The 25,407-nt window shown below is 40.8% G+C and carries 24 protein-coding genes; 16 read left to right on the forward strand and 8 right to left on the reverse strand.

Going from position 1 to position 25,407, the window contains the following annotated elements; translation table 11 throughout:
- Positions 1–5 precede the first annotated feature (5 nt).
- Positions 6–935, forward strand: coding sequence for an aldo/keto reductase (locus BA79_RS12485; protein ID WP_007498377.1), 930 nt, complete (start codon positions 6–8; stop codon positions 933–935).
- Positions 936–971: 36 nt separating this feature from the next.
- Here the strand turns inward: BA79_RS12485 and BA79_RS12490 are convergent, their stop codons facing one another.
- Entirely contained in the window at positions 972–1,937 is a 966-nt protein-coding gene (locus tag BA79_RS12490) for a sensor histidine kinase (protein ID WP_017366548.1), read from the reverse strand.
- Between the two features lie 11 nt (positions 1,938–1,948).
- Complete coding sequence (locus BA79_RS12495) at positions 1,949–2,650, reverse strand: LytR/AlgR family response regulator transcription factor (RefSeq protein ID WP_035703075.1); 702 nt, start codon at positions 2,648–2,650, stop codon at positions 1,949–1,951.
- A 160-nt stretch (positions 2,651–2,810) separates the two neighbouring features.
- On the opposite strand from BA79_RS12495, the gene BA79_RS12500 reads away from it, so the two are divergent.
- On the forward strand, positions 2,811–3,551 hold the full coding sequence (locus tag BA79_RS12500; RefSeq protein WP_007498365.1) for an ATP-binding cassette domain-containing protein: 741 nt from the start codon (positions 2,811–2,813) through the stop codon (positions 3,549–3,551).
- The gene (locus tag BA79_RS12505; protein ID WP_035703077.1) at positions 3,551–4,732 is read left to right on the forward strand and encodes an ABC transporter permease; all 1,182 of its coding nucleotides are present in this window, start codon (positions 3,551–3,553) and stop codon (positions 4,730–4,732) included. Before BA79_RS12500 ends, BA79_RS12505 begins: the two co-directional genes overlap by 1 nt.
- A 56-nt stretch (positions 4,733–4,788) precedes the next feature.
- Here the strand turns inward: BA79_RS12505 and BA79_RS12510 are convergent, their stop codons facing one another.
- From BA79_RS12510 to BA79_RS12525, 4 genes are all read right to left on the reverse strand, one after another.
- On the reverse strand, positions 4,789–5,340 hold the full coding sequence (locus BA79_RS12510; RefSeq protein WP_035703078.1) for a hypothetical protein: 552 nt from the start codon (positions 5,338–5,340) through the stop codon (positions 4,789–4,791).
- Between the two features lie 16 nt (positions 5,341–5,356).
- Positions 5,357–6,223, reverse strand: coding sequence for an SAR2788 family putative toxin (locus BA79_RS12515; RefSeq protein WP_035703086.1), 867 nt, complete (start codon positions 6,221–6,223; stop codon positions 5,357–5,359).
- Between the two features lie 14 nt (positions 6,224–6,237).
- Positions 6,238–7,113 (reverse strand): S8 family peptidase, encoded by an 876-nt coding sequence (locus tag BA79_RS12520; protein ID WP_051626191.1) that lies wholly within the window; start codon positions 7,111–7,113, stop codon positions 6,238–6,240.
- 969 nt (positions 7,114–8,082) lie between these two features.
- The gene (locus BA79_RS12525; RefSeq protein ID WP_035390550.1) at positions 8,083–9,144 is read right to left on the reverse strand and encodes a DUF4352 domain-containing protein; all 1,062 of its coding nucleotides are present in this window, start codon (positions 9,142–9,144) and stop codon (positions 8,083–8,085) included.
- A gap of 539 nt (positions 9,145–9,683) precedes the next feature.
- Between BA79_RS12525 and BA79_RS12530 the strand changes: the two genes are divergently transcribed.
- Together BA79_RS12530 and BA79_RS12535 are read left to right on the forward strand one after the other, a co-directional pair.
- Positions 9,684–10,112 carry a cell wall hydrolase gene (locus BA79_RS12530; RefSeq protein ID WP_008342138.1) on the forward strand — a complete coding sequence of 143 codons (429 nt, stop codon included), beginning with the start codon at positions 9,684–9,686 and terminating at the stop codon, positions 10,110–10,112.
- Between the two features lie 112 nt (positions 10,113–10,224).
- Positions 10,225–11,007, forward strand: a complete 783-nt coding sequence (locus tag BA79_RS12535) for a glucose 1-dehydrogenase (protein ID WP_035703088.1) — start codon at positions 10,225–10,227, stop codon at positions 11,005–11,007.
- A gap of 19 nt (positions 11,008–11,026) precedes the next feature.
- Here the strand turns inward: BA79_RS12535 and BA79_RS12540 are convergent, their stop codons facing one another.
- Together BA79_RS12540 and BA79_RS12545 are read right to left on the reverse strand one after the other, a co-directional pair.
- Positions 11,027–12,067 (reverse strand): acyltransferase family protein, encoded by a 1,041-nt coding sequence (locus BA79_RS12540; RefSeq protein WP_035703090.1) that lies wholly within the window; start codon positions 12,065–12,067, stop codon positions 11,027–11,029.
- Positions 12,068–12,280: 213 nt separating this feature from the next.
- Positions 12,281–13,273: an LLM class flavin-dependent oxidoreductase gene (locus BA79_RS12545; RefSeq protein WP_035703092.1), complete on the reverse strand. Its 993-nt coding sequence runs from the start codon at positions 13,271–13,273 to the stop codon at positions 12,281–12,283.
- A 417-nt stretch (positions 13,274–13,690) separates the two neighbouring features.
- On the opposite strand from BA79_RS12545, the gene BA79_RS12550 reads away from it, so the two are divergent.
- From BA79_RS12550 to opuAA, 11 genes are all read left to right on the forward strand, one after another.
- Positions 13,691–14,293: a TerD family protein gene (locus BA79_RS12550; protein ID WP_017358594.1), complete on the forward strand. Its 603-nt coding sequence runs from the start codon at positions 13,691–13,693 to the stop codon at positions 14,291–14,293.
- A 21-nt stretch (positions 14,294–14,314) separates the two neighbouring features.
- On the forward strand, positions 14,315–14,896 hold the full coding sequence (locus BA79_RS12555; protein WP_008342133.1) for a TerD family protein: 582 nt from the start codon (positions 14,315–14,317) through the stop codon (positions 14,894–14,896).
- Between the two features lie 41 nt (positions 14,897–14,937).
- A complete protein-coding gene (locus BA79_RS12560) occupies positions 14,938–15,516 on the forward strand; it encodes a TerD family protein (RefSeq protein WP_007498343.1) in 579 nt (192 codons plus the stop codon).
- A 140-nt stretch (positions 15,517–15,656) separates the two neighbouring features.
- The gene (locus BA79_RS12565) at positions 15,657–16,436 is read left to right on the forward strand and encodes a TerC family protein (protein ID WP_008342130.1); all 780 of its coding nucleotides are present in this window, start codon (positions 15,657–15,659) and stop codon (positions 16,434–16,436) included.
- A gap of 82 nt (positions 16,437–16,518) precedes the next feature.
- On the forward strand, positions 16,519–17,712 hold the full coding sequence (locus BA79_RS12570; RefSeq protein WP_035703094.1) for an HpcH/HpaI aldolase/citrate lyase family protein: 1,194 nt from the start codon (positions 16,519–16,521) through the stop codon (positions 17,710–17,712).
- Positions 17,696–19,027 carry a phosphoribosyltransferase family protein gene (locus tag BA79_RS12575; RefSeq protein WP_025206691.1) on the forward strand — a complete coding sequence of 444 codons (1,332 nt, stop codon included), beginning with the start codon at positions 17,696–17,698 and terminating at the stop codon, positions 19,025–19,027. Before BA79_RS12570 ends, BA79_RS12575 begins: the two co-directional genes overlap by 17 nt.
- On the forward strand, positions 19,020–20,129 hold the full coding sequence (locus tag BA79_RS12580; protein ID WP_035703097.1) for a cysteine protease StiP family protein: 1,110 nt from the start codon (positions 19,020–19,022) through the stop codon (positions 20,127–20,129). The genes BA79_RS12575 and BA79_RS12580 overlap by 8 nt, the downstream gene beginning before the upstream one ends.
- Positions 20,126–20,941 carry an HAD family hydrolase gene (locus tag BA79_RS12585; RefSeq protein ID WP_035703099.1) on the forward strand — a complete coding sequence of 272 codons (816 nt, stop codon included), beginning with the start codon at positions 20,126–20,128 and terminating at the stop codon, positions 20,939–20,941. The genes BA79_RS12580 and BA79_RS12585 overlap by 4 nt, the downstream gene beginning before the upstream one ends.
- Before the next feature lie 70 nt (positions 20,942–21,011).
- On the forward strand, positions 21,012–22,628 hold the full coding sequence (locus BA79_RS12590; RefSeq protein WP_035703101.1) for a YceG family protein: 1,617 nt from the start codon (positions 21,012–21,014) through the stop codon (positions 22,626–22,628).
- A gap of 14 nt (positions 22,629–22,642) precedes the next feature.
- Complete coding sequence (locus BA79_RS12595) at positions 22,643–23,737, forward strand: toxic anion resistance protein (RefSeq protein WP_007498324.1); 1,095 nt, start codon at positions 22,643–22,645, stop codon at positions 23,735–23,737.
- A 400-nt stretch (positions 23,738–24,137) separates the two neighbouring features.
- On the forward strand, positions 24,138–25,403 hold the full coding sequence (opuAA, locus tag BA79_RS12600; protein WP_017358586.1) for a glycine/proline betaine ABC transporter ATP-binding protein OpuAA: 1,266 nt from the start codon (positions 24,138–24,140) through the stop codon (positions 25,401–25,403).
- Positions 25,404–25,407: the final 4 nt, after the last annotated feature.

The raw sequence follows: 25,407 nt of genomic DNA on the forward strand, positions 1-25,407 counted from the left end.
AGCTTTTGAAAAAAGTAACGCTTGGACGAACTGATTTACAGGTGAATCCGATAGGGCTTGGAACAAATGCAGTAGGCGGGCATAATTTATTCCCGAATCTGAGTGAAGATGCAGGGCGGGAGCTGGTAGAAACAGCTCTTGATCATGGTGTCAATTTCTTAGATTCTGCTTTTATTTATGGGCTGGGCCGTTCAGAAGAATTGATTGGTGAGATCATTGCCAAAAGAGGCGGCAGAGACGAACTGGTTCTTGCGACAAAAGGGGCTCATAAAGAGGTAAACGGGCAAATTGAACTGGATAATAGCCGTGATTTCTTAAGACAGCAGGTCGAAGACAGCCTGAAGAGGTTGCAAACTGATTATATTGATTTGTACTATATGCATTTCCCAGACGGCCGCACGCCGCTGGATGAAGTGGCAGGTACTTTAAAGGAATTGAAGGATGAGGGGAAAATCCGGGCAATTGGGGCATCAAACCTTGATTTTGAACAGCTTCAAACCTTTAATCGAGATGGATACCTAGACGTGCTTCAATCAGAGTATTCTCTGCTGAAACGTCAGGCCGAGCAAGACCTTCTCCCATACTGCGTGGAGCATGGGATTTCCTTTATCCCTTATTTTCCATTGGCGTCAGGCCTGTTGACCGGGAAGTTTACAAAGGATGCGACATTTGATGATATTCGAGCAAAGGACCCGCTTTTCCAAGGTGATGCTTTCCTTCAAAACCTCGAAAAAGTAGACAAGCTGAAGGCCATTGCGCAATCAAAACATGCCGAAACAGCTCATGTAGCGCTGGCGTGGCTATTGGCGCAGGATGGCATTGATGCCATAATTCCGGGTGCAAAACGAGCCGAGCAAGTCTTACAAAACTTGAAAACAAACGATGTTCAGTTAACAAAAGAAGAAATCAACGAAATCGATCAGATCTTTTCATAATATAAAAAATAAGGTGCCAAGCAGCACCTTATTTTTTTATGCCATTGTGAGAGGAATCTTGATCACGAGCCTCAGGTTTGGAGAACGATACGTAAAATCAAGCGTGCCGTCTGCCTTTTCAACAAGCTGATGAATGATATAAGTACCCATACCTTGATGATCACCGCCTTTTGTCGAGCGGCCAAAAGTCTTAAACAGATGATCTAATACGTGTTTTTCCATTCCCTTCGTACTGTTTTCACAATGAATCAAAAAGAGCCCGCTCCGTATGGAAGTCGTGATCGAGATGCTTCCCTCGTTCCCAGCTTGCTTCGCTTCAATGGCGGCGTCTAATGCGTTATCAAGCAGGTTGCCAGTAAAACTCACCTGATCCGCCTTAGAAAAAGGCAGAGAAGAAAAGGGTGCTTGAAGATCTAGTGAAAGGGCGATGTCCTCTTTTTCAGCCCGCTGGAAAAAGGAATGAAGGGTTGAGGCCAAATAAGCATTTTCCCCTTTGATCCAAGGGAAATGTTTCACATATTGCTGAATCAAATCTTTGATCTCATGCTCGTCATTCGATGCGGAAAAGGCATTTAAATGTCTAGCTGTTTCATGGTGTTTACTTCGCAGCTCAAGCAGCAAGTCATTGGTTCTCGACTCAGCATGAATCAGCTCTTGAAGCCGTCCATTTAATCGTTGCTCCGTTTGCATTATCTTGAAGGAAAGGAGATCGGCTGTCAAAATGATGATGACAGTTAAAAGATGGCTGAGCCCATTTCCGTGATTGAGAAAAAGTGAAATTCCTGAACAGGTGATGAGCACAAAAGCGCCTAATATCACGTAACCACTCATACCTAGCCAAAACCTTTTGTAAATGAAAAAGGTGTAAAGGCACATGATGCAAAAGGTCAGAAGCCACACCATGCTTGATGACAAAGGCAGAACAGCTTTAGCAGCAGCATGAACTGCAAGACCCAGCCAGATGAGCGTATATATGCGAAATCCAAGATAAAAAGCGTTCACGTTCGTTCTCCTTAAAAGTAGTATTTCTTAAAGTATTCTAATTGCTGCTTCGTCATCATGGCTTTTTTATCAGTCCCTTCAAAAGACACGATAAATGAATTTTTGGCATACGCCGAAAAGTTCTTAATGTAATGAATATTGATGATAAACGACCGGTGGGAGCGGATAAAGTCTTTCTCAGCTAAATCACCTTTTAACTCGTTGAGAGTTTGGTATGTTTGAATATCTCCTGTTGTTGTGACAATGGTCGTCGACCTGCCAGTACGTTCAACAAAGATGACATCCTTTTTTTGCAGTACATGGATATCTGATTGCTGCTTGATGAGAAGCCGTCCGTGAATGCTTTTCTCCTGCTTGGTGGACATGTAGCGCTCTAAAGATTTGGCAATTCGATCAGCTTGATAGGGCTTCATAATATAATCATGGACATTCAAATCAAAGGCATGAACAGCATACCCACTGTTTCCCGTCACAAATACAACATCTACATTCAGTGCATGAGAGTGAATAAGGTCTGCTAATTCATAGCCTGACATGCCAGGCATCTCAATGTCTGCAAACAATAGATCAATGTCGCCCTGTTTGACCTTCTCATATGCATCCTCCGCTGACAGCGTCACAAAAACGATGTCAACGGCATCCATTCTGCCGACAATGGCATGCAGCTTTTCTAAATCCACTCGGTAATCATCGACAAGACCTACTTTTATCATAAAAATCACCTATGACTCTTCTTATTATTTGTCTATTTTACCATTTGTTTTTTAAAATGGATCATTTCAAGACAGAAAAAGGACGTTTCGCGACATTTTTATGTCAGACAGGCGGTATTTTTTCTATCATAGACGTAGATAGTCGAAAGGGGCGAATCAAATGATTACTCTCAGCGATTGTAGTTGCTGGTTTACAGATAAGAAAAAAGTCGTAAAGGCGATGAAACATATGACGTTCTCCGTGAAGGAAGGAGAAGTCGTCGGCATTTTAGGAGAAAATGGTGCGGGGAAAACCACATTATTACGCGCCGTTGCGACATTATTGGAGCCTACTCATGGAACAGTCAATGTTGCAGGCTTTGATACAGTCAAAGAAGCAACTGAAGTGAAGAAGCGAATTGGGGTCTTATTTGGCGGCGAGACGGGACTTTATGACCGTTTGACGGCTCGTGAAAACCTTGAATACTTTGGGAAATTATATGGCTTAGATCAGCATGAAATCAAAGCAAGAATTGAGGATTTGGCAAAGCGATTCGGGATGAGGCAGTACATGGATCGCAAGGTAAAAGGATTTTCAAGAGGGATGAAGCAAAAGGTGGCGATTGCCAGAACATTGATTCATGACCCTGACATTATTTTGTTTGACGAACCGACAACAGGTTTAGATATCACATCGAGTAATATTTTTAGAGAGTTTATTCATCAGTTGAAACAGCAAAATAAAACGATTCTATTTTCAAGCCACATCATGGAAGAAGTCAGCCTGCTTTGTGACAGTGTCATGATGATACATCAAGGGGAGCTCGTGTACAAAGGAACGCTTCCAGAATTATATGCACAGGAACAAAGTGAAGACTTGAATTACATCTTTATGTCGAAGCTCGCAAGGGGGAATGCATAATGTGGAAAACCGTCTTTTTAAAAGAAATGACAGATTCGCTCAGAGACAGAAAAACGCTGCTCTTAACAGTGTTGATCCCTCTTTTGACGATGCTCGGACTCGTGTTTTTCTACGAAAGCATGATCGCTGATCCAGGCGATAAAACGTATACAGTCGCAATCAATGAAAAGCTTCCGTCCGATATGAATGACATGATCAAAGAAGTGAAAAACCTGAAACTTGAAACATTTGATGACCCGCAACAAGCCGTTAAAGACGGTGAGGCAAATGCTTATCTAGAAATGCCAAAAGATGCAGGCGATATGCTTCAGCATCAAACATCGTTTGCCATTAAAGTCCATGGGTATCCAACAGATGATGATTCCGTGATTGCGGTTCAAATGCTGCAATCGTTGCTGGAGCAATATCAAAATCAAGTCGTAGAAAAGCGTTTGGCACAGGATCAGATCAAATCGTCAGTGATTCATCCGTTTGAGGTACAATCGGTTGATGTGCAAGAAGGAGAGGACGGGGATGGAGAAAACGGGGTGACCACCATGCTGCTGTCGATTCTTCTTCCAATGATTTTAGTGACCTCTGTGATCTCAGGTGCTTTGCCAGCTGCGCTTGATATCGTAGCAGGTGAAAAGGATAGAAAGTCAATTGAAGCTTTATTCCTGACACCGGCCAGCAGACTTCAGCTTTTAATTGGAAAATGGCTAGCTGTTTCCATGTTTGGTATATTAAGTGGCATTGTAGCGATTAGCATGCTGCTGCTCTCCACATTGCTCTTTACAGAAAAACTGAAACAAGCGCTGAACTTCGGAGATCAAGTGTGGAGCATCATCGGCGTTATGTTAGCGGCATTAATTATCTTCTCATTCATGGTATCCATGATTGAACTGCTGCTCAGTGTCGTTTCAAGCTCAGTGAAAGAAGCACAATCGTACATGTCCATGATCATTACACTAGGTGTGATTCCGATGTTTTTCACCATGAGAGCAGGCGCTACGCAGCTAGATACGTATTACTTTGCGATCCCATTCCTTAATATTCACGCACTATGCAAGCAATTGATGTTTGGCATCGTTGACCCGATGTCAATTGCCCTGACGCTCGGCTCCTCGGCGCTGACAGTGATGATCTTGTTTGTCATCGTGAGAAGTTTGTTTATGAAAGAGAAATGGATGCTTGCGAAATAAAGAAACGCCCTCTATGATAGAGGGCGTTTTTAAGTGAATGCCGATCACCGTATGTTTTAGTCTAAGAAGCCGAATTGACCCAAGTTCTCTAAATAAAATTGAAAATACTCGTCATGAATATCAACTGGATATTCTTCTAACTCATTTTCAATAAGTGCACCTACAATTAAAGCATTTATATACCTATCAAGCTTTTCGCAACTAGCTCTTACGGTAAATTCTGAAACATATACTCCATCTTTACTTTCTAAAATAATATCAATTCTTCTACCTTCTAGTTCATCAAGCAATAAGTGATTATAATCCCATTCTTTTACTCTTTTAGGATTTAGCGGATGAAGCCGATTATGAAGTACTTGTTCACGATGATCCTTTTTTTCCTCATTCGAAAACAATTGAATCAATATACTCGGATCATCAATGACAAAACATTTATATATCTTAGTATATTCAAAGTGATCATCATTTACTAAATCTAAAATCTTTGTTTTTGAAAATTCTCTAGCTTTAAATTTAGACGTTATCATCTCAACGACTTGTTCTTTAGTAAAAGTCAATTGATCTTTTTTATATAAATACTGTTTATATAGCTTTTCGTAATTATACATGATTCACCTCTATTAATTATTTAACAGGACCTCCGTAGAATGAATGAGCTTTTGGAGTTCTTTTATATGGGTGCCAGTGATAATAATAACCTTTCTTCGGCTTACCTTTGTTTCTATCTACTTCTTTAAATGGTTTACCTTTTGTATTAGCTCCAGCTGCAACAACTTCTGCCTGACTAGAAGAAATAGACCAAATATCCTTTTTTGACTTCATTCTAGTGATTGCTTGCGATTTACTTAGTCCTTTTCCAACATATACTCCGCCTTTAATAGCAGCTTCATAGTGATTATATTTTTTTTTGCTTTTAGACCTGTGCTTGATGGCTTCTGTAGCAATTACATAACCAGCTCCTCCAACAATAATCACCGCACCAGTATGAAATAAAGCAGTCATAACTGCAGGTGTTATTGCTATTCCCACCGGAATTAAAAAGGCGAATGAAGCTGTACCTTCCTCTGAATTATAGGTGAAAATTTCCTCTGTTTCAACATCTTCAAAAGTCGCTTCAAACTCATCGTCTTTAAATTGATTAACTTTTATTTCATATTCCTTTGAGATTTCTTCACCGACTTCATTGAATTCTCTTGTAGTTAAATTAAAACTATCTGCACCAGGTTCTAAACTGAGAGTAGCTTCAACCTTATTTCCCTCCGCGTCGTTCATTGAAGTATCTAAAACCAATTCATCACTTGATACTTCAAAATTATCAACAGAAATATTTTCTTCAGATAAACGATCTTCTAACATCTCTGAAACTACTTCTTCATCAACAATCATATTATTATCGATTTCTTCTGCCTTGGTATGATTGGTTGGAAACAGACTAGCAACTAATAAAAACACCAGTAATATTATAATTTTACTTTTAACTTTTAACCACATATAAAATCCCTCCGTTATTTATTGAAACCCTGAATAATCTTACTTTTATTATCCAGCATTTCCGTAGATGAACTCTCCAGATAGGTATAGACCTGTGAAAAGCTCTTTTCATCTTTATTAATTTTCTCTTTATAAAGAAAATTGGCAATTACGCCCGTTATGTAAGCTACCGAATAAGAAGTTCCTGTATAAACAGAAATACCTCCTTTATTATTTAACGATAAAACATTAACACCGGGTGCAAAAAAATCAACTTTTCCTATAGCAGAGAAATGTGGTACTTTATTCTTTGAATCAATTGCCCCGACAGAAATAACATTATCGTATCGAGCTGGAAATTGACTATTTAAACCATAAGTATTACCGCTAGCAGCAACAATAATAATCCCTTTATTTACGGCATCGTCCACTAGCTCCCTTAATTCGGGAAAATCCTTTTGAAAACCTAAACTTAAATTAATTATATCTACATTTTGGGATATAGCCCACTTAAATCCATCTATAAAACCCTGTCTTTCAATCTTTCCATCATTTTTGATCACTTTAACAGAATATAGTTCGACATTTTGTGTAACCCCAGTAACTTCACTGTTTGTATTGTTTGCTGTAATTATTCCTGCGATTGATGTACCATGACTTAATTTATTTTTAGACTCAATGGACGAATCTATCGGATTAAATTCTTTTACAATCTTACCTTTTAAATCTTTATGATTCTTATTAATTCCACTATCTAAAACCGCGACTTTAATTTTTTCATTTAATTCTCTCGTACTTTCATTTTTTAAATCACCTTTTAGCAAAAAACTAAACACTCCAAAGTATAAAACCACCATTATAAAAACAAATAAAATGAACCATTTCTTTAACTTTAGAATTTTATCAGTCATATTTTCTCACTCTTTCAATAATCATTTCCTCCTACCCTATTTTATTTAGATTTTGATTCTTTTTTAATAATAATCGATCGTTCCCCCCAATAAGTCTTGGTATGTTTCTGAATTCTTGTGAAAAATATCACTAATGTTTCTCTAAATAAGATCTTTTCGACAACATCAAATCACTCTTTTTGTTAATCGAGTATTTGATAGCATAACTTTTTTCCTCTTTTGTCAACTTGCTTATAGTAGGTCTTTTAATATTTCATCTACGAAATTTGAATTGTTGGATGAACAATATTATTTAGTTCACATTAGTATCTATACATTCGAAGGTTTCAGAAGCTAAGGCATTTTATTAGACAAGATCATTAAGCTTTTTAGAATTAGTAAAACTAGTTAAAGATGATAAAGAACTAAGAGTAACGATTGAGCTGAAACTACCTTAAAAAAGGATTAATTTCATGGTAAATTTTCTCTTTGAAGTAGTTACTAATTCTAGCATAATATCAATGATAAAAAGTTTAAAATTACCTTAAAATAAGCATAAAGAACCTTTTTTTTGAATATTTTATAAAAAGGGAATTATTTATATTTAGAAGAGTTTTATTAAGGAATAACTTAAATAGAAAAAAGAGTTGGTGAATGAAAATGATGGTTTACTTTTATAATGAGTTAGGAAAGAAGCTAGGTCTATAATATAGTTCAATAGAAATAAAGTATGAGGAGTACATTTTTTTCCTTCGAGTTTACATTTCATCTTTAACACAGATAAGCAGAAAAAATCTTAAGTACAAAAAAGAACAATCAGGATTGAATACCTCATAGTGAACAAGCTAAAGAAATGGATCTTATAGAAAGAAATGTTGTCAAGGGTAAGATAACTTGACTATATTCTTGTTTTTTATGATAGAGGGGGGAACGTTCGCCAAACCAGATGATAAATTATAACAAAAAACCCCCGGGAACCGGGGGTTTTCTTTAGTTCTTGATGAACTTTTCAACCAATGAGCTTGTTTTGTAGTCGTTCAAATCAAGTTTCCATTGGTCGATATCGTTTTTCTTCATGTTCACTTCTACTGTTTCTTCAGAAGATGATGGTCCTAATTTTTTAAATTCATCTGGATAGATAGAAAGTAGATATTTCTGTGCATCATCATAAGATGCTGTACGGTTTTTGCTGTAGAATTCAGTTGCTTTTTCTTTTAAACGATCGACAAGCGGGCTTGCATCAATTGGTGTAAGTGTCACAGTCACGACAGCTTTATCACCGCTGATTGATTTTGTTTTCGTTGATACTTTTGATTTTTCAGCTAATGTTTCTTTCACAGCTTTTAGAAGCTTATCAAGGTTTTCGTCTTTTGCTGAGCTAGATGAAATACCAGAAGAAGAAATATAGCCTTGTTTGAATGATTTATCAAATTCGTTTACGACAGTTGATTTGTTATCACCTGTTAGTTTTTCGAAATCGTCATTTTTCTTACCAAAAATCATGACATCAATATAAGAAGAAAGGGCTTTTGCAGACGCTTGAAGTGTATCTGCCTTTTTCATCAAGTCTTTTCCTTTAATATCGAATTCTAGTGTTTTGTCATCTTTTTTCGATCCAGAACCAGGCTCTGTGTAGACAAGTTGATAGTCTTTTTCTTTATCAACTACATAGAAAAGACCACCTTTTGATACTTTACCTGCATTTAGAGAGCTTGAAGATAATACTTCGTTGTAGTCATCAGGAGAGATGGTAGACACCTGAGCGTCATCTTGGTAAAGCGTAAAGTTGCTTTTATCCACATTCAATGGTTCTTTGCTGATGTTTTTTACAGATACATTCACTTTTAGGACATATTGATCATCCTGAACAGATGTATCGTATTGAGGTGGTAAAGTGTACTCAGCACTTTCTACTTTTACTTCAGCTGCATCAAGGGATTTTTTTGTATCGCTTTCTTTCGCAGCAGTTTTGTCTTTTCCACCACTACAAGCAGCAGCGACAACAGTTACACACAAAATCAGAAGAAACAGGGATAATTTCTTTTTAAACATGAGATGTTTTCCTCCTCGGGTTTTATGGTGAATTTCATTGGAAAGCTTTAGTTCATATCGTTCTTTTTGCACAAAAAGAAAAATACTGTATGTTTTTTACTGTAGAATGAAGCGAAAGTACTGTCAATACCTCAGTGCGTTCGAAAGGTTCATCCACTTCAAGTAGTAAAAATGACACTATGTTGAGAGGAGAAATGTGTATTTTATTGTTTGAAATCTCCTGTAAAAACTCAACATTTTATATTTTAAGGTTTTGAGTCGGATTATTGAATAGGTTCAAATGACTGTTTTTGAAGAAGATGTAGCAAATAGAAGGATTTTTATGACTTGTAAATGAGTCGTTAGTAATGAATATTTTTTCCTGTGATGTGTATGATCACTAGGTTTGTGTGTTGTTGACATAGAGACACTTGTCCAGCGAAATGTTGAGGTATTTAGACAGGCTCTCGACACGGAATGTGTCTTTTCCCTTCAAAATGGCAGTCATCTACACAGAAACCCTACATAAAATAAAAGAGAAATGAATGGGAGGTGGATGTATGGCAGTGGTAAGAGCGACAAGCTCTGATATTGATTTAATGGCCAGACTGCTGAGAGCCGAAGCGGAAGGTGAAGGGAAACAAGGGATGCTGCTTGTAGGAAATGTAGGCATCAATCGTTTGCGTGCCAACTGTTCTGACTTTAAAGGGCTGCGTACGATTCCACAAATGATTTATCAGGAGCATGCGTTTGAGGCGGTCACGCATGGCTATTTTTATCAGCGAGCACGAGAAAGTGAAAAGACACTTGCACGGAGGAACATTAATGGTGAACGATTTTGGCCTGCGAAATTCAGTCTTTGGTATTTTAAACCGCCTGGAAATTGTCCATCCACTTGGTACAATCAGCCGTTTGTGGCAAGGTATAAGTCACATTGCTTTTACCAGCCCACAGCTGAAACATGTGAGAATGTTTATAACACCTTTTAGTTTGATGAACAGCACAATCCTTTGTATTCAAGAGGATTGTGTTTTTCTTTTTTTCAAAATGGGTAACCATTGTGTATCAACAAGATGAAGCACGTGATTGGAGGAAATGAGAATGTATCAAGACTTAAAAGGGAAAACAGCCATTGTGACAGGTTCTTCTAAAGGCATAGGACAAGCCATCGCATTGAGGTTTGGACAAGAACAAATGAACGTGGTTGTGAATTATAAAGGTGATGAAGAGGGTGCTGAAGAAACAGTACAAGCCATCCAGCAGCATGGAGGTAGGGCGGTGAAAGTACACGTAGATGTCTCCAAAGAGGAAGGAATTCAGGCGTTAATGGATGCCGCGCTGGAGAATTTTAACGCACTAGACGTGTTCGTCAATAATTCGGGATTTAATGGTGAAGAAGCAATGCCGCATGAAATGACGCTGGAACAATGGCAAAAGGTCATTGATGTGAATATCACAGGCTCATTTTTAGGAGCAAAGGCAGCGATTGCCTATATGATGGAACATGATGTGAAAGGATCCATCTTGAATATATCCAGTGTCCATCAAGAGATCCCGCGTCCGTTTAATGTTCATTACTCTACTTCTAAAGGAGGAATGAATATGATGACGAAGACGCTGGCTCTTGATTATGCCGAAGCGGGTATTCGGGTCAATGCGATTGCACCAGGTACAATGGCAACGGAATCAAATGACGACCTTCAAGATGAACAAAAAAAACAAAAGCAGCTTGAGAAAATTCCAATGAGAACGTTTGGCGATCCGAAAGAGATTGGGTCCGCCGCTGCATTTCTCGTATCGAAAGAAGCGGCCTATATTACAGGTACTACATTATTTGTTGATGGAGGAATGACGCTTTATCCTTCTCAATTAAATGATGAATAATAGAAAAACATCCGCCCCATTAGCCGGCGGATGTTTTTTCTTTGTAGCGGTGTGCTGACTTTGCTGGTTTGCCGAGCAGCATAGGATACTTGCTCAAGAAAGAGATACATGGCACCATGAGCAGCAATGTACCGATCGTATAAAAGAGCGTCCAAGAAAGCTGCGCTGTATCAGAGATATTGATGCCTAGTCCGTAATAAACAAATGCCTTCATGATATCGATACCGGCAAATTGCAGGACGAGAATCACAATGGAATGACGTCCGAGATACGTCAATATCGTGGACGTTTTCAATTTGAAGCTTAAATAAATGACAGCAGCTGAACCGAGCAGTGCACAAGCATAAAAAATGAATAGATCTCCATAGTCATTGACCCGCATATCAATTCGTGAATTAAAGCTTTGCATATATGCAGTCAGTACAAGCAGACCTGTACATAACAGAAGGGTAGGATCTGTTTTTAATTCCACAAACCATTGTTTTGCTAAAAATCCGATTGAATAAAACACAACAGCCGTTAACGCAACGTTGGCATTCCAAGGGAGACTCTGGTTTAACAATAGCGTGGAAGCATATCCGGCTCCACCGCAAAGGACGGTCAGTAACATCAATACAGCTGGTTTTCCTTTTGTCAGACGATGCATTAAGAAAAACAACATTTCCACTAAAAAGAGCGTCGTTAAAAACCAGATGGCTGGGTTATGCGTCAGTCTTGCTTCATCGGCATTTGAAATGAAAATTCCCGTAAATGGAACGAAGGGATCAATATCTGTTTGCCCCTTAAAGGCGAAAAATCGGGTCACCGTGAACCAGAAAACGTACGTAATAATGGAGAAATAGAGATAAGGTAAGAGCAAGCTTTTCGCTTTTTTCTGTATAAATGATATAGCAGGTTGTGAGGATGATCGAAACATCATACCTGATAGTAAAAAGAAGAGTGGCATATGAAATGAGTATATAAATTGCTTGAATGAATCAGGAATGGGTACATGTGCCATAACGACGAGCAGAATGCCGATTCCTTTAGCCGCATCCACCCAGTCGAGTCGTTTATTCATGGCCAGTCATCTCCTTCCTTCTCAGCATTGTAAACCGTTACTTCATATGTACCTCTACTATATAAAAGGTACACCTACAATGCGTTTACAGTTCGCTAACGATTAGAAGACACATTTGCGATCAGATGACAGAAGGAAGCGTTTTGACATCTCGATGTTACATTTCCCATTTTTTATAACAATGTAAAAAAAGAAGCCAATGAAAGATTGGCTTCAAAATAGTTCTGCGATTCGTTCAAAGGAACGCTGCTTTTCCATTGGATCAAATGAATTGTTTAATATCATGATCTCGCCTGTTTGATAGCGGTCCATTAAGATTTGCAGCTGTTCTTTCACTGTTTGCTTTGAGCCAACAATCATTCGCTGGCGGTTTTGTAACACTTTTTTCTTTTCTTGCTCAGTGTAATGATAGTTCTCTGCTTCTTCTATAGAAGGAACGCGACTGTCCAGCCCTTTTTCAACCCGAAGCAGCCATAAATCTGTACTGGTGGAAATGCGGCTTGCTTCCTCGTCTGTGTCTGCGCAGATCACAAAGACAGCAAACATAGACTGAGGCTGACGTGAGAAAACGGATGGAGAAAAGTGTGACCGATACGCTTCAAAAGCTTGCCGGCCTCGTGCAGGATGAATAAAATGTCCGAAAATATAGTTGATTCCAAGTGATGCCGCCTGGATGGCACTGTTTTCCCCGAGTCCAAGCAGCCAGACTGGCGGATAAGAATCAACGAGCGGAGCCGCTTTCACTCCTGCATGCCGATGACCAGAAGGCAGGCTGTCAGATAAGTAAAAAAGAAGGTCCTCCAACTGGCGGTCAAATTGAGACAGTTCTTTCTTCACGCCGTCTGTCAAAGCGAGTCTCGTCCGTTCAATTCCGCCTGGGGATTTACCAACCCCGATCTCAATCCGCCCAGGGTAAAGGGCTTCAAGCTGGCGGGTGACTTCTGCTACTTTAAAAGGGCTGTACTGCGGGAGTAAAATCCCCCCAGAGCCTGTGCGCAATGTCGATGTGTGTGAAGCAATATGTGCCATTAATATTTCAGGCGCTGTACTCGCGAGTCCTCTCGTGCTGTGGTGTTCAGCAAACCAATACCGCTCATACCCCAGTGTTTCCGCAAGCTTGGCCAGCTCTGTCGTATGAACCAATGTTTCTTGTGCGGACTGGCCTTTAGGGATGGCGACTTGATCTAATATATGAAGTGATGGCATCATCAACACCCTTTCATCAATACGTTGAATTCTATTCATAAGTATAAAGAAAGTCATGAACGGAAGGAAATGAAAGGGTTTATCACAGCTATGTATGTGAATTTTCTATATCAACATATGAAGTGGAGGCGAGCTCTGTTTTTAAGCGAGAGGCTGTATAACGGGAACATTCGACAATGTTTCACATGAAACACTTCTTTTACGACATGAATCATTTTTGTCATGGATCTTTCTTTAAAAAAATATCATCATATTGAAACCTCTTTTATACATAGATCGTATATACTAGTAAATAGAAAAAAGAGTAAGAGGCTCCAATGTCATTTCATGAATTTTGTCGAATTTTCATGTATGATGATTTTAATAGGGTCCATCGCTTAATAAATAGATTTTTATTATGCTGGAGGAGTGATTGATTTGGCGATTACATTAGAAAAAGGTCAACGTATTGATTTAACAAAAGGAAAAGCAGGACTAACCAATATTCTAGTTGGACTTGGCTGGGACCCTGTGTCACAAGGCGGCGGTTTTCTTGGAAAGCTGTTTGGCGGCGGAGGCGGCGCTGATATTGATTGTGACGCTTCAGTGCTGATGCTGAAAAATGATAAGTTTGTTGAAAATAAAGATTTGATTTACTTTGGCAACTTGAAAAGCAAATGCGGCAGTGTTGAGCATACAGGTGACAACCTGACAGGTGAAGGAGACGGAGATGATGAACAAGTCCTCGTCAACTTAAGCAAGGTGCCAGGCAATGTGAATAAATTGGTGTTCGTTGTGAACATTTATGATGCACTTAGAAGAAACCAACACTTTGGTATGATTCAAAATGCTTACATCCGAATTGTTGACCGTTCAAACAATCAAGAATTAGTGAAATATAATTTGAAAGATGAATATGCAGGTAAAACATCATTAATCGTTGGAGAGCTTTATCGCCACGAGAATGAGTGGAAGTTTGCAGCTGTAGGAAATGGTACAAACGATGCGAAGCTTGCCGATATTACGAGAAACTACATTTAATTTAGAAGGGAGAGGTTCCTAGTGGGAATTTCTTTAGCGAAAGGTCAAAAAATTGATTTAACAAAAACGAATCCAGGTTTAACAAAAGTAGTCGTAGGTCTTGGCTGGGATGTAAACAAGTATGATGGCGGACATGACTTTGATCTAGACGCAAGCGTATTCCTTTTAGATGCAGCAGGGAAAGCAAACTCTCCATCTGACTTTGTCTTCTACAATCAAACAACTGGCGGTGGCGGAAGTATCGTACATACAGGCGATAACCGTACAGGTGAAGGAGACGGAGATGACGAGCAGGTCAATGTTGATCTTTCAACTGTACCAGCAAGTATTGAGAAAATCTCCTTCGTCATTACAATCCATGATGCAGAAGCACGCAGCCAAAACTTTGGACAGGTGTCTAACGCTTACGTCCGTATTTTAAATGCGGCATCAAATGAAGAGCTCATTCGCTATGATTTGGCGGAAGACTTTTCAATTGAAACAGCGATTATTGTAGGTGAATTATACCGTCATGGCGGAGAGTGGAAATTCTCAGCTGTTGGATCAGGTTATCAAGGCGGACTTGCCCGCATTGCAACAGACTTCGGCTTAGATATCGGGTAACGCCCGTTTTCATATTTTCAGGAGATAGGAGAGATACGAATATGGCGATTCAGCTTTCAAAAGGACAACGTGTCGATTTAACGAAAACCAATCCAGGGCTGACAAAAGTGATGATCGGACTTGGCTGGGATACGAATAAATATTCAGGCGGAGCCGAATTTGATTTGGACGCTTCGGCTTTCTTAGTAGATGCAAACAATCGTTGTCAACAAGATACAGACTTTGTGTTCTATAATAATCTGCAGCATCCAAGCGGCAGTGTCACTCATACCGGTGATAACCGTACGGGTGAAGGAGATGGAGATGACGAGCAAATTCTCGTTGATTTCTCGAAAATTCCTGCTAACATTGATCGTATCGGAATTACAGTGACGATTCATGATGCAGAGGCACGTAGCCAGAATTTTGGACAAGTCTCTAATGCATTTGTTCGTGTTGTAAATGAAGAGGGCGGGGAAGAATTGATTCGTTTTGATTTAGGGGAGGACTTCTCAATTGAAACAGCTGTCGTCGTATGCGAACTATACAGACACGGCAGCGATTGGAAGTTTAACGCAATCGGAAGCGGATTCTCTGGCGGACTTGCTGCTCTTTGTCAAAATTATGGGTTAGAAGTGTAAAGAGAAGAAACAACTTCATTCAAGAGGCGCTGCCAATGACTCATATGAGGGTATTTTCCAAAGTGAGAAAGAAACAGCGATCAAGAATAACAGCAGGCGAAAGCCTGCTGATGCTTCTACACTTATAGGAGGAAAACCAGTTGGACATTTTGAAACATATGTTGGACACGTATGCCTCGTTTTTTGATTGGCATATGTGGGCAGAGGTATTAACAGACCCTGTCTCTTGGGGGCTTATTGGGACCCTTGTCGTGCTTGAAGGTTTGTTGTCAGCGGATAACGCACTTGTATTAGCTGTTATGGTGAAACATTTACCTGAAAAGCAGCGTAAAAAGGCATTAACCTACGGATTAATTGGCGCTTATTTCTTCCGTTTTCTATTCATTGGCGTAGGGATGCTGCTTATTAAGTTTTGGTGGATTAAGGTTCTAGGCGCTGCATACTTAGCTTGGCTGGTCATTAAGCACTTCTGGTTAGGTGACGGAGATGACGAAGCGAAGGAATTGAAAAAAGAAGGCTGGATGATTCGTGTATTTGGCGTCTTCTGGGCAACTGTTATTTCTGTAGAAATTATGGACCTTGCCTTCTCGGTAGATAGTATTCTTGCTGCATTCGCTGTATCTGAGGAAGTATGGATTCTTCTTTTAGGTGGAATGCTTGGAATTCTCATGATGCGTACAGTGGCACAATTATTCCTTGTGCTCATCGACCGTATACCAGAGCTTGAGAATACGGCATTTATTCTCATTGGAATTATTGCCATCAAAATGGGCTTAAGTGCTGCTCATATTGAAATCCCGCATCTCGCATTCTTTGCGATTATTATCCTAGCGTTTATCGGAACGTTTATTGTTCATAAAATCAATAAGAAGAAGCATCAAGGTGTAACAAACGAAGCTGCGGCTTCAAAAGAAGAATAGGACGATCAAAAAGGAATGGAGTTGACTAGCGGCTCCATCCTTTTTTGAATCATCAAGTCATTACAACAGGAGGTGGCACTGCATGCGATATTTTCGTTTTTTATCAGAGACGAGGCAGCACGATATTTTTTTTAAGCGGCCGGCGGCAGTTCATTCATTGACGCCAAGGCATGTACTTGCGCATGCATTAGGTGCTACTTTGTATATGCCTGCGACAAGACAGGATGTAGCAGACATGCTGCTTTCGCAGAAATATGAAGCGCTTTGCTCTGTTGTGTTTTGCTTGGAGGACGCCATTGGTGATCAGGAAGTGGACATGGCTGAACAGAATATAGTGGCACAATTGACCTGCCTTTCTGAGACAATTCATCAATCTCCAGAAATGGCTGAGCATTTGCCGCTTTTATTTATTCGGGTTCGTTCGCCCAAACAGCTGCTCAAAATGGCAGATTTGCTCGGTTCCTCTCTTCATTTACTGACTGGTTTTGTGTTTCCAAAGTGCTCCGTTCACAATGCAAAGGAATATGTAGACAGTTTGAAACGAGCTTCAGCACAAACTCAGAAAACACTATACGGAATGCCCATTTTAGAAACACCAGATTTATTAGAAAAAGAAACGAGATATCAGGTGTTGTCTGAGTTAAAGCAGATCATGCTGAATGATGAGGAATATATTTTGAATATTCGCATTGGGGCAACGGATCTGTGTGGATTGTACGGCATTCGCCGTGATCGCGAGACCACCATTTATGAGATCAGAGTCATTTCTGAGTTGATTACAGATATCATCAATTATTTTGGTCGTTCATTTGTGATATCAGGTGCTGTATGGGAGCATTTTGGACCGGCACGAAAAGAACAAAATCCATTCATCCGTGCAATTTCTAAGAGCGGTGAACCTTCCTCATCTGAACTCGATCATATGCAAGGTCTGCTCAAAGAGACAAAGCTGGATGTGGTAAACGGTATTCATGGCAAGACAGTCATCCATCCAACACATCTCAAGCCAGTTCAAAGCATGTACGTTGTCACAAAGGAAGAGTACATGGATGCATTAAGTATTTTAGAGCATGCAGATGGTACAGTCGGCGTGATGAAGAGTACCTTCTCCAATAAAATGAACGAAACGAAGCCGCACTATCGCTGGGCGGAAAACATTTTAATGAAGTCAGACATTTACGGGGTGTTTCATGAAAATAGAAGCTATATCGACATACTCACAGAAGCAGAAGCCACATACGCTGAACATCTTGGAACATATGGAGGTGGAGCTTAACCTCAAAGAGGGTACGCTTCAGCTTGAAAAAGAACATCTTTTTGACATGGCGGCACGGGTGAACAAAAAGAGAGCCTTTTTATTTGTTAGCAAGGTGCTCGGGAAACATATGCCTGTTCACCCGTTGAAACCACTCCTCGTCTCAGGTCTTTTGGCAATGGCTTATGCAAAAGAACAAACAGGCAAGACGCCCCCGCATCAAGACGATGTAGTAGAAGCACTAAAAACGAATGATCATGTTAAGTTAACTGAAGCCTATGCTGCGCTCAAAAAAGAGAAGCTTTCGGCGGTAAACGAGCCGATTGTGATCGGCTTTGCTGAAACGGCAACTGCGCTTGGTCATGGTGTGTATGACGTCATAGAAGGAGCATCTTACATTCATACGACACGTGAACAGCTGTTGGATCTTGATCCTTCACTCGTATTTGAAGAGGAACATTCTCATGCGACAGATCAGCTTTGCTACGCAGACGACGCCTTACTTCGGACGGATCGCCCGATTGTGCTAGTAGATGATGAGGTCACGACAGGCCGGACAAATATGAATATCATTCGGGATCTGCACGCAAAGCACCCTAGATCCTCTTATACGATTCTATCCATTTTAGATTGGAGAACAGAGGAGCACGAGGAAGCGATGCTTCAGCTTCAAGAGGAGCTAGGGGTAAATATCACATCATTATCTTTATTAAAAGGGCAGATGATGTTTCGGGGGACAACGCTGGATGAGCCTGCTTATTCGTATGAAATTGCTGCGCAAGAGAAAAGACCTGAACTCTCTTTTCATTCTCTTCAATCCTTCTTTAAGCAAGTGCCATATTCACTTTCCCATGCAGTCAATCCGGCGGGGCATTCGCCGTATATCCATGAAACAGGTCGTTTCGGTTTAAGCGCAGTGGACACGGACGCCATTGATCAAGCAGCTACTGAGGCTGGGCTGAAGCTTCAGCGAGAACGAAAAGGAAAACAGACACTCTGCTTAGGAACAGGAGAATTGATGTATGTGCCGATGAGACTTGCAGCTCATATGGGCGAAGGTGTCCTTTTTCATTCGACGACAAGAAGTCCGATTCATCCGGTTGAAAAGGAAGGGTACGCTGTTCAAAACGGATTCGCATTTTTGAGTCCAGAGGATGCTCGCATTCAGCACTACGTGTACAATATCCCTAAAGATCAGTACGATGATGTCTTTTTGTTTTTTGAGAAAAAGGTGTCTCAAGAAGCTTTGATGCCGCTGATCCACTTATTTGCCGAGCGGCATGTGAAGCATGTGCATATTGTGACTTTATCAGATGAGGTGAAGGTGAATGGCTAACGTGTATACAAAGATGGGAAGCTATCCAGAGCAGGACGTAACCTTCTTACTCAAGGATTTATCATCGATTGAGATGGAGAAAAGTACAGAAGAGCGGGAGCGCTCTATTCAAAGCGGTGCCCATTACTCAGAAATGCTGCCAATTGAATATAAGCCGACGGCATCTTATATGGACTTATTCTATCAATCTCTTGAAGAAAGTAAGCAAAAGGTAGCGGAAGCCGTAGCGATTGTCGCAGAACAAATTGTGAAAAAGCGAGGATTTCAAACCGTTCTGTGCAGCTTGGCACGGGCTGGGACACCAATCGGGGTGCTCATTAAACGGTATATCAGAAAGACATATGGTCTCGATTTGCCGCATTATAGCATCTCTATTATTCGTGATCGTGGAATAGATGAAAATGCGCTGCATTATATACTCAAAGAACATCCAGGTTTTGAGATTGCCTTTATTGACGGCTGGACCGGAAAGGGTGCTATTTCCAAAGAGCTTCAAAAAGCGGTGCTCGATTTTGAACAGAAATATGGAATTCGTCTTTCGAGTGAGCTAGCTGTGCTTGCTGATCCTGGTTATTGTACGAGTGTTTACGGAACGAGAGAGGATTTCCTCATTCCAAGTGCCTGCTTGAATTCAACGGTCTCTGGCCTAGTTAGTCGAACGGTGCTAAACAACCGCTGGATCCATGCCGATGATTTCCATGGGGCCAAGTATTATGAAGAGCTCATTGATGAGGATGTCTCTAATTTGTATGTCAATACAATTGAAGAAGCGTTTTCTGAACTTGATGCAAATGTAAAAGAGAAAGCAGAGACCCTGCTCGCAAAAGGAACGCCTCCTGACTGGCGAGGGATGACCTCCATTGAAGCGATTGGTCAGGAGTTCCAAATTGACAATACACATTTGATTAAGCCGGGCGTCGGTGAGACGACCCGTGTGCTGCTCAGAAGAGTCCCTTGGAAAATACTCATTCAGCCTGGATCTCGGGAGAAGCTCAAGCACATTTTACTACTCGCAGAGGACAGAGGCGTGCCCGTCATTGAATATGCCAACATGTCCTACACATGCTGCGGGCTCATCCGCCCGTTGGAGCAATCGTCATGAAGAATATCGCATTTGCCAGTGATTTAGACCGGACACTGATATACTCACATCGAATGCTGGAGCAGTATGCATACAAGGGAGCATACGAATTAATTGAGGTGCTGGACGACCGGCCGCTTTCCTACATGTCTATTGAAACGAAAGCATCCTTGCAGGCAATTCATCAAGCAGGCTGGTTTATCCCAGTGACGACAAGAACGACAGCACAATTTGAACGAATCACTCTCTTTCAGCAAGAGATCAAACCAGAGTATGCCGTCACGACAAACGGCGGCTGTATCCTTCATCATGGTAAGCCGCTTGAGGAGTGGCAGGCGATTGTAGATGAGAGACTGCAAGAGTGTATGCCGGTGAGAGATATGCTGCGGGCGATCTCTGAACTTCCGGTTGCCGCTTGGGTGAAACGTACTCGAACAGCTGAGGGAAGATTTCTTTATTTAATTATGAAAGACGAGTTTCTTTCTCATATTCCGCTCGCTGAATTAAGACTGTGGGGTGAGGAGAGAGGCTGGCAAGTTTCCCTTCAAGGCCGAAAGCTGTATTTTATTCCAAAGCCGCTCAATAAGTGGGCTGCTGTTGCTTTTCTAAAAGAAAGGCTACACCTTGAATATGTATATGGTGCGGGCGACTCCTTGTTAGATGCTGATCTCATACTTCAAGCGGATAAAGGCTTTGCTCCGAGTCATGGGGAAGTCTTAGATGTTGATCTATCGCTTGAACCGACGACAGCCTCTGGCATGGCGGCGGCAGACGAAATCGCCGCTTCTGTCGCAAAGAAGATGAACACAGCAAAAAAGCCTTCGATTCGATAGCAGAAGTAGAAGGCTGAATGATATGATAGTAGTAGCTTTCGAGAAAATATAGGAGAAAGGAAGGAGCGGCGTGAGTTATAAAGAAATCAATGTAACCCAGACACGGGCGAAACAGGAAGCTTGGAAAAACCTGCTGAAAAAGCCGCTCCCTGAACGAGACGGCTACGTCAAGGACGAGCACACCTTATCCTTGCCGCGTCTCGCCGCCCGTGTCCTTGGAACTCCGCATGATGCAACCGATTATTTTATTTATTTACATGAATTATACGAAACTGACGGCATGCATATTTTAAGTGAAACCCTCAACCGGCATATTGAGCCGGAGCACTTTCAAGCGCTCCAGCGGATTCATATGATCAATCAGGAAGAAAAGGGATTGTCCGTGAATCGATTTGTGGCTTTCTTAGACGGTGAACAGCTCATTGTCCGTCATCCAAACCCAGTGATGAACCGGCATATCCGCCTTTCGCTAATCCAGGTGTTTGAACATTTCAAGCAGCTGCATGAAGGGGGATTCCAGCATCCTGATTTCCGCCGCGTGCTGCTAGATGTGGTGAAGTTTTCAAATAATCATCTAGGACCATGGCTGAAGGAAGGCAATTTGGAAGAAAAAATGCCAGCTGTCATTTGGTATGGAGAGGCGAATAAAAGTCAGCTTTATTTTCTTTACTATGTCATGCTGATTGGCTGTGATGTGGTGCTGTTTCATCCAGAAGGCAAGGATCAATTTCGTGAATTAGATCCAGAAGAAAAGCTGACTTTTATTGATCAGTATCCAGGGACGTCAAAGCTTGAACCGTTCCCTACTGAAAAGCCTGAGAGGAAATCAACGGTGGCGTACCGTTCGACAAGAGAGCTTGAAGAGGTACTTCACACAGAAGATTCCATGCTGTATAAGCCATGGCAATTCAGAGATCATACCCCTCATTCTATTACGCTAAAGACAACGTATGATGAGCTGTTTTTAATTGCGAAGGAACGGTCGTTTATCCGCCCGAATTTCAAAGCAGACCGTGACACCATACAGATTCCGAATCTTTTTGCGAAGATGATGGGGGTGACGAGAGACAAGCGAGAATATTGGGACCGTATCCATACGCTAATGGAGGGGAAAGAAACGAAAACGATCCGTCATTTCCCTTTCACACAAGAAGTGTCTTCGAATTATCAATTTCATTATCAGCATGCACTCTCTAAAGCAGGAGAGGTTGACCCTGATTTGTTAATGAAAAGCAATGTGTGGCAGTTCTCGCATTTATATGAGGGCACGCAGCGTGCGATCGCAGAGGCCATTTCTCGCATTTGTCAGCATCCGAAGCTGTTAAAAGAAGGCCATGAGACCGAATTAGATGTGCGTATTTATTTATTCAAGCAGCTTTTGCATATGAACCAAGATGTAATTGAACTCATTCAAACCTTTGATTATGCCCAGACTGTACCGAAAGTGATTTTATACCATACGGAATATAATGGTGAGCTGACTCGTTCTGATGCGGCTGCCCTGATTTTCCTAAATGAAATGGGTGTGGATCTCTTCGTCTATCATCCCGCCGGCTATCAGTGTATAGAGCGGTATATAGACGATCAATTATTTGATACACATTGGCTTGATGAAATGGTCATGAACCAAGAGTTTAAAGAGCCGTCCATTGTGAGAAAGTTATTTCAATCCATTAAAAACCGATAAGGAGATCAAAGCTTATGACAAATACAAACGGAAATGACATCATTTCAATTGATAAAGAGGAAATCACGATTGAAAAGGCAGACGATATTCGCGTTCAGCTGCGCAATGAACCAGAAGTCCAAAACATTGCGAGACAGATTGATGCCAAAAATCAGCTTGAACTGCTTGAATACGGGAAACAGCCGGCTGTCGAAATCTCTAAGTTTTCTGACCGTATCCTCTCTATGATGCGTTCAACAAGTGTCACAGACTCAGGAACGATGCTTACACAGCTTGGAAAGATTATGGATCGTTTTGATAAAAATGATTTTGACGAGCCGAAGGGCGGTTTGTTGTCAAAAATCTTTAAACGCGGCGGCAGCATGATCGAAAAGATATTCAGCAAATATCAAACGCTCGGTGCAGAAATTGAAAAAATCAATGTGGAAATCAGTAAATACAAAGATGAAATGACCAAATCGACGGTTACGCTTGAAGAAATGTATGAGCATAACATTCAATACTATATGGAGCTTGAAAAGTATGTCGTCGCAGGGCAAATGAAGATCGAAGAATTAAAACAATTGGTTCCTTCTTATGAAGAAAAAGCGGCGGGGGGAAACCAGCTGGCACAAATGGAGCTGGATACGCTTCGTAATGGGATTCAAGCGCTTGAAGAGCGTGTATATGATCTTGATATGGCACGGATGGTGGCACTTCAAACGGCACCGCAAATCCGTTTGCTGCAGCGTGGTAATACGAAATTAATCGGGAAAATTAACTCTGCCTTCATCATTACGATTCCGATTTTCAAAAATGGAATCATTCAAGCGGTAACAGCGAAGAGACAAAAGCTTGTGGCTGATTCCATGAGTGAACTGGACAGAAGAACGAATGAAATGCTGAAACGAAATGCTGAAAATATCTCAAGTCAAAGTGTTGAGATTGCTAAATTATCAGGTCGTCCAAGCATCGACATTGAAACGATCGAATCATCCTTTAATACGATTGTACAAGGGATGAAAGAGACGAAGCAGATTGAAGAAGAAAACAAACGATTACGTGAGGACGGAACAAAACGTATGCTTGAGCTTCAAGATAATATTAAGAAAGCTGCCCTAGAGTCCTAAAAAAACAGGCTGTCTGTAACGAAAGTTGCAGGCAGTTTTTTCATGAATTTGATTAAAATTTGAGAAAAAAGGTTTTTATGTGACCTTTTTCGGGTAAATCCTGTTCAGGGGCATGGTTCACCCATGAAAGAAAAAGCCCGCTATCACAAGGATTCGACTTATTTTTTAGCACAATAAGGAATTTCCAGTAAAATATTGTCTGGTGAGAGAAAATACCCCGTAAAATATGTAGTTTATGAAGCATTCTATAGGATTTACGAGTAATACGGCGTATAAACTGTAATCACCAGACCTCTATATGGAATTCATACATATTGTACGGAAATAAGCGAATTCTAAAGATTGTTCGCATCATAACGCTTATGTTACGGTTATAAAGATGCTAATTTGGAGGGAAAAAATGAATTCTGAAGAGAGAAAGATCAAAATCAAGATAAATAATGTATCTAAAATTTTCGGTAAAAATGCTAAAAAAGCATCTCAAATGCTTGAAAAAGGGAAGACAAAAAGAGAAATCCTAAAAGAGACCGGCGCAACAGTTGGTGTCAATCGAGCAAATTTTGATGTGTATGACGGCGAGATATTTGTCATCATGGGGCTATCAGGGAGCGGAAAGTCCACACTTGTGCGGCTGCTAAATAGGTTAATCGAACCAACCTCCGGCGAAATTTATATTGATGGGGATATGATAACAAATATGTCAAAGGATCAATTGCGTGAAGTTAGACGGAAAAAGATCAGCATGGTCTTCCAAAACTTCGCATTGTTCCCGCATCGTACCATTCTGGAGAATACAGAATACGGGCTTGAATTGCAAGGTGTAGAAAAAGAACAGCGCCGCTCTAAAGCGCTTGAATCTTTAAAGCTTGTTGGACTTGAAGGTTTTGAAGAGCAGTACCCAAATCAATTAAGTGGCGGTATGCAGCAGCGTGTTGGATTGGCACGTGCACTAGCTAATGACCCTGATATTTTGTTAATGGATGAAGCATTCAGCGCACTAGATCCATTAATTCGTAAAGACATGCAGGATGAATTGCTTGAGCTTCATACGTCTGTAGGAAAAACAATTATTTTCATCACGCATGATTTAGATGAAGCGCTTCGTATTGGCGACCGCATTGTCCTCATGAAAGACGGGAATATCGTTCAAATCGGAACACCAGAAGAAATTCTGATGAACCCATCGAACGAGTATGTTGAACGTTTCGTTGAAGATGTAGACCTTTCTAAAGTATTAACCGCTGGTCATATTATGAAACGTGCAGAAACAGTTCAGATTGATAAAGGGGCACGTGTTGCGCTCACGCTCATGAAGAACCTTGGTATTTCGTCTATCTATGCAGTAGATAAGAAAAAGCATTTATTAGGTGTTATTTCTGCACAAGCAGCGAAAAAAGCGGCAGAAACGGGTGCGTCGCTAGAAACTGTTCTTGATAAAGAATTTACGACAGTATTGGAATCAACGTATTTAACAGAGATCTTTGACGCGGTGTCTGATGCGAACATTCCAATTGCCGTTGTAGATGAGAAAAACAGAATGAAGGGTATTGTGGTCAGAGGTGCATTGATTGGTGCATTATCAGGTAATGATGAATATATCAACATGTCTTCTAACAAGCTAGAGGAAATTAAAGCACAAGAGCCTTCTGCACAGGAGGTAGAATAAGATG

The sequence above is a fragment of the Bacillus altitudinis 41KF2b genome, assembly GCF_000691145.1.
GTDB classification, from domain to species: domain Bacteria; phylum Bacillota; class Bacilli; order Bacillales; family Bacillaceae; genus Bacillus; species Bacillus altitudinis.

Coding starts and splice junctions, on each gene's coding strand:
- BA79_RS12495 (WP_035703075.1), bottom strand. CDS start 2,650: ATGATAAAAGTAGGTCTTGTCGATGATTACCGAGTGGATTTAGAAAAG.
- BA79_RS12500 (WP_007498365.1), top strand. CDS start 2,811: ATGATTACTCTCAGCGATTGTAGTTGCTGGTTTACAGATAAGAAAAAA.
- BA79_RS12505 (WP_035703077.1), top strand. CDS start 3,551: ATGTGGAAAACCGTCTTTTTAAAAGAAATGACAGATTCGCTCAGAGAC.
- BA79_RS12510 (WP_035703078.1), bottom strand. CDS start 5,340: ATGTATAATTACGAAAAGCTATATAAACAGTATTTATATAAAAAAGAT.
- BA79_RS12515 (WP_035703086.1), bottom strand. CDS start 6,223: ATGTGGTTAAAAGTTAAAAGTAAAATTATAATATTACTGGTGTTTTTA.
- BA79_RS12520 (WP_051626191.1), bottom strand. CDS start 7,113: ATGACTGATAAAATTCTAAAGTTAAAGAAATGGTTCATTTTATTTGTT.
- BA79_RS12525 (WP_035390550.1), bottom strand. CDS start 9,144: ATGTTTAAAAAGAAATTATCCCTGTTTCTTCTGATTTTGTGTGTAACT.
- BA79_RS12530 (WP_008342138.1), top strand. CDS start 9,684: ATGGCAGTGGTAAGAGCGACAAGCTCTGATATTGATTTAATGGCCAGA.
- BA79_RS12535 (WP_035703088.1), top strand. CDS start 10,225: ATGTATCAAGACTTAAAAGGGAAAACAGCCATTGTGACAGGTTCTTCT.
- BA79_RS12540 (WP_035703090.1), bottom strand. CDS start 12,067: ATGAATAAACGACTCGACTGGGTGGATGCGGCTAAAGGAATCGGCATT.
- BA79_RS12545 (WP_035703092.1), bottom strand. CDS start 13,273: ATGCCATCACTTCATATATTAGATCAAGTCGCCATCCCTAAAGGCCAG.
- BA79_RS12560 (WP_007498343.1), top strand. CDS start 14,938: ATGGCGATTCAGCTTTCAAAAGGACAACGTGTCGATTTAACGAAAACC.
- BA79_RS12570 (WP_035703094.1), top strand. CDS start 16,519: ATGCGATATTTTCGTTTTTTATCAGAGACGAGGCAGCACGATATTTTT.
- BA79_RS12575 (WP_025206691.1), top strand. CDS start 17,696: ATGGAGGTGGAGCTTAACCTCAAAGAGGGTACGCTTCAGCTTGAAAAA.
- BA79_RS12580 (WP_035703097.1), top strand. CDS start 19,020: ATGGCTAACGTGTATACAAAGATGGGAAGCTATCCAGAGCAGGACGTA.
- BA79_RS12585 (WP_035703099.1), top strand. CDS start 20,126: ATGAAGAATATCGCATTTGCCAGTGATTTAGACCGGACACTGATATAC.
- BA79_RS12595 (WP_007498324.1), top strand. CDS start 22,643: ATGACAAATACAAACGGAAATGACATCATTTCAATTGATAAAGAGGAA.
- opuAA (WP_017358586.1), top strand. CDS start 24,138: ATGAATTCTGAAGAGAGAAAGATCAAAATCAAGATAAATAATGTATCT.